Source organism: Streptomyces sp. NPDC127119 (assembly GCF_042677425.1).
In the GTDB taxonomy this organism is placed as follows: Bacteria; Actinomycetota; Actinomycetes; order Streptomycetales; family Streptomycetaceae; genus Streptomyces.
On sequence record NZ_JBHXTO010000280.1, the window covers coordinates 1 to 4,260 of the forward strand.

The following is a 4,260-nucleotide window of genomic DNA, read 5'->3' on the forward strand; positions in this document are numbered from 1 at the left end:
CATCGGCGGCGTCCGCTTCCCCGCCATCGGCGAACTCCCCTACCTCCTCACCCTCGCCGGCCACGGCTTCTACTGGTTCCGCCTCCGCAAGGACGCCATCTAGGACCGAGCCCCGACGGGCAGGTACAACGGACGGCGGGGCGGTTTCCCCCGCCCCGCCCTGGGCACGCAGTAGTAACACCCCGACTCCGGGGAAAGGACGCGACGCCATGTCCGAAGCCGTCACCCACTCAGTGCCCTCCGCTTCGACAAGCCCCGGCCTTCTCGCGTCCCTCGACCCACTGCTTCGCGAGTGGCTTCCACGGCAGCGGTGGTTCGCGGGAAAGGGCCGTCCCGTCACCGGGTTCTCCCTGGTCTCGGCGACCGAGGTGCTGCCACTGAACTCCCGACTGGGCCTGCTCCATCTGCTCGTACGGGCCCATCAGCCGCTCGTGCCCACGCAGAGCGCGCCCGCGTATCCGGCCGACTGCTACCAGCTGCTGCTCGGTGTGCGCGAGACACTGCCGCCACGGCTGGCACCCGCGCTGATCGGCCATCCGACGCAGGGGCCACTGGCCGGGCTGACCGTGTACGAGGCCCTGCACGACCCGCGGCCCGCCGATGTCCTCCTGGAGGCCCTGCGGGAACGGGCGCAGATCGGTGAGCTGCGTTTCGAGCGGGACATGGCGCAGGAGATCCGGGGCGACCTGGTGCCGCGCCTGGTGACCGCCGAGCAGTCGAACTCTTCCCTCGTCTATGGAGATACGTTCATCCTGAAGCTCCTGCGCCGGATCGTGCCCGGGATCAACCCCGATCTGGAGCTGCCGCTGGCGCTGGCCCGCGAGGGCTGCGCACGGGTGCCGGCACCGGCCGGCTGGATGCTCGCGGATCTGACCGCCGACTCCCCCGGCCCCGCCCCGGGCCCGCCCGGTGACCCGTACGTCCTGGGTGTCCTGCAGCCTTTTCTCCAGGGCGCCTCGGACGGCTGGGACCTGGCCCTGCGCGAACTGGCCAAGGGCGAGGACTTCGGCGGTGCGGCGCGGGCGCTCGGCCGGGCCACGGCCGAGGTGCACACCGCGCTGGCCCGTGCGCTGCCCGAGGTGACCATGGGACACGCACAGATGGAGCTGCTGGTGGAGGGCATGACCGAGCGGCTGACCGCGGCCGTCCAGACCGTGCCCTCGCTGCTGCCGTACGCGCCCGGTCTGCGGTCCGCGTTCGACGCGCTCGCCGATCTGGCGGGCGAGGGGCAGACGTGGACGGCCCAGCGGATCCACGGGGACCTGCATCTGGGCCAGTGTCTGCGGTCGCCGTCCGGCAGCTGGTCGCTGATCGACTTCGAGGGCGAGCCCTCCAAGCCGCTCGCCGAGCGGCGCCTGCCCCAGCCGACCGCACGGGACGTGGCCGGCATGCTCCGCTCCTTCGACTACGCCGCGCACTCGCTCCGGACGGAGGGAACCCAGGTGTCCGCCGTGCCCGGCTGGGCCGACGCCTGCAGGGCCGCGTACTGCTCCGGTTACGCCGAGGCCGGCGGCCGTGATCCGCGTACGGACCCGGTGCTGCTGCGCGCGTACGAGACCGACAAGGCGATCTACGAAGTCGTGTACGAGGCACGGCACCGGCCCGACTGGCTGCCCGTGCCGATGGCGGCAGTCCGCCGGCTGGCCCTTCCCGAACCGTCCTGACCGCCCCGACCGAACCGCCCCGCTCCACCTCTCACTGTGCCGAGGAGGCTCCGCCCGTGACGCCCCGCCCGAACCCGCCCGCCAAGAAGCCGAAGAGCTCGAAGGCCAAGGCCAAGGCCGCCGACAAGGCCGCAGACAAGGCCAAGGTCACCGGCAAGGCCGCCGACAAGGCGAAGGTGACGCCGGCGGTGGAGGAGGTGCGGTCCGACATCCAGGCCGACGCACGGGCCGAGGCCGTACAAGCCGATGTGCGGGCCGAGGCCGTGGAACCCGCGCCCGTGGAGCCCGCGCCCGTCGTGCCCGTGCCGGCCCAGGAGCCCGTCCAGGAGGTACGGTCGCTGGCCGTGCTGGACCGGGCCGACCGGGAACGGCTGCTCGGGGGCGCGCACCATGATCCGCACGCCGTGCTCGGGGCGCATCCCGTGCAGGACGGTGTGGTCTTCCGGGTGCTGCGGCCGTACGCGCTCGCCGTGACCGTCGTCGCCGAAGGACTGCGGGCCGAACTGCACGACGACGGGGACGGGTTCTTCTCCGCCGTGCTGCCGCTGCGGGAGGTGCCGGAGTACCGGCTGACGGTGGAGTACGAGGGCACGGTCCAGGACGTCGAGGACGCGTACCGCTTCCTGCCCACGCTCGGTGACTTCGATCTGCACCTGTTCGGGGAGGGTCGCCACGAGCAGCTGTGGACGATCCTCGGCGCGGAACCGATGGAACACCAGGGCGTGCCCGGCACCCGCTTCTCGGTCTGGGCGCCGAACGCCCGCGGGGTACGGATCTCGGGGTCGTTCAACTTCTGGGACGGCACCGCGTTCCCGATGCGCTCGCTGGGCTCGTCCGGGGTGTGGGAGCTGTTCGCCCCCGGTGTGCGGGAGGGAGAGCTCTACAAGTTCGAGATCACCCGCCCCGACGGGACGAAGACGATGCGGGCCGACCCGATGGCACGGCGCACGGAGCTGCCGCCCGCCACATCGTCCGTGATCCACGCCTCGCGCCACGAGTGGCAGGACGAGGAGTGGATGGCACGCCGGGCCGACCGCCCCGCGCACCAGGCCCCCTTCTCGGTCTACGAACTCCACCTGGCGTCCTGGCGACCGGGCCTGACCTACCGGCAACTGGCCGAGCAGCTGCCCGTCTACATCTCCGACCTCGGCTTCACCCACGTCGAGCTGATGCCGGTCGCCGAGCACCCCTTCGGCGGCTCCTGGGGCTACCAGGTCACCGGCTTCTACGCGCCCACCGCCCGGCTCGGCACCCCCGACGACTTCAAGTACCTCGTCGACGCGCTGCACCGGGCAGGCATCGGCGTGATCATGGACTGGGTGCCCGCGCACTTCCCGCGCGACGAATGGGCGCTGGCCGAGTTCGACGGACGGCCGCTGTACGAGCACGAGGACCCGCTGCGGGCCGCGCACCCCGACTGGGGAACCCTCGAATTCGACTACGGGCGCCGCGAGGTGCGCAACTTCCTGGTCGCCAACGCCGTGTACTGGTGCGAGGAGTTCCACATCGACGGACTGCGCGTCGACGCGGTCGCCTCCATGCTCTACCTCGACTACTCGCGCGAGGCCGGCCAGTGGACACCCAACGTCCACGGCGGCCGGGAGAACCTCGACGCCGTCGCCTTCCTCCAGGAGATGAACGCCACCGTCTACCGGCGCGAGCCCGGGGTCGTCACGATCGCCGAGGAGTCGACCGCGTGGGACGGCGTCACCCGGGCCACCCACCACATCGGGCCCGGCGGCTTCGGCGGGCTCGGCTTCGGCCTGAAGTGGAACATGGGCTGGATGCACGACTCGCTCGACTACGTCTCCCACGAGCCGGTGCACCGCAAGTACCACCACCACGAGATGACGTTCTCGATGGTGTACGCGTACAGCGAGAACTACGTCCTGCCGATCTCCCACGACGAGGTCGTCCACGGCAAGCGGTCGCTGGTGTCCAAGCTGCCCGGTGACTGGTGGCAGCAGCGGGCCACCCACCGCGCCTACCTGGGCTTCATGTGGGCCCACCCCGGCAAGCAGCTCCTCTTCATGGGCCAGGAGTTCGCCCAGGGCGCCGAGTGGTCCGAGGCGCACGGGCCCGACTGGTGGCTCCTCGACCCGTCGTACGGGGCCGAGGCCGACCACCGGGGCGTACGCGATCTCGTCCGCGACCTCAACGGGGAGTACCGGCGGGTGCCGGCGCTGTGGGAGCTGGACACCGATCCCGCCGGGTTCGGGTGGGTCGCCGGAGACGCCGCCGAGGACAACGTCTTCGCGTTCCTGCGCTTCGGGGCGGACGGGGTGCCGCTGCTCGCGGTCTCCAACTTCTCACCGGTCGTACGGCACGAGTACCGGCTCGGGGTGCCCGACGATGTGCCCGCGTGGCACGAGGTGCTGAACACGGATGCGGGGCGGTACGGCGGGGGTGGCGTCTCGAACGCCGACCCCGTGAAGCCGGACGATCAGGCGTGGCACGGCCGCCCTGCCAGCATCCGCGTGACGCTGCCGCCGCTCTCGACGCTGTGGCTGCGCCCGGCGTAGGCCCGGGTTTTCTCGCCCCCGCCGCCCCTACCCCTACCCGTCCACGACTCGGGGGCCAGCCCCCCAAACCCCGG

Annotated in this window: 2 protein-coding genes and 1 pseudogene; all 3 read left to right on the forward strand. The window is 71.8% G+C overall.

Annotated features, from left to right (window positions below; genetic code table 11):
- A pseudogene (locus tag ACFVH5_RS43985) lies at nucleotides 1-103 on the forward strand (alpha,alpha-phosphotrehalase); the annotation flags it as partial.
- Between the two features lie 106 nt (nucleotides 104-209).
- On the forward strand, nucleotides 210-1,664 hold the full coding sequence (locus ACFVH5_RS43990; RefSeq protein WP_385839305.1) for a maltokinase: 1,455 nt from the start codon (nucleotides 210-212) through the stop codon (nucleotides 1,662-1,664).
- 302 nt (nucleotides 1,665-1,966) lie between these two features.
- Nucleotides 1,967-4,186 carry a 1,4-alpha-glucan branching enzyme gene (gene glgB, locus ACFVH5_RS43995; protein ID WP_385839306.1) on the forward strand — a complete coding sequence of 740 codons (2,220 nt, stop codon included), beginning with the start codon at nucleotides 1,967-1,969 and terminating at the stop codon, nucleotides 4,184-4,186.
- Nucleotides 4,187-4,260 lie beyond the last annotated feature (74 nt).

What these genes read in the sequence shown, in the direction of transcription:
- ACFVH5_RS43990 (WP_385839305.1), top strand. Translation starts at nt 210, where the DNA reads ATGTCCGAAGCCGTCACCCACTCAGTGCCCTCCGCTTCGACAAGCCCC.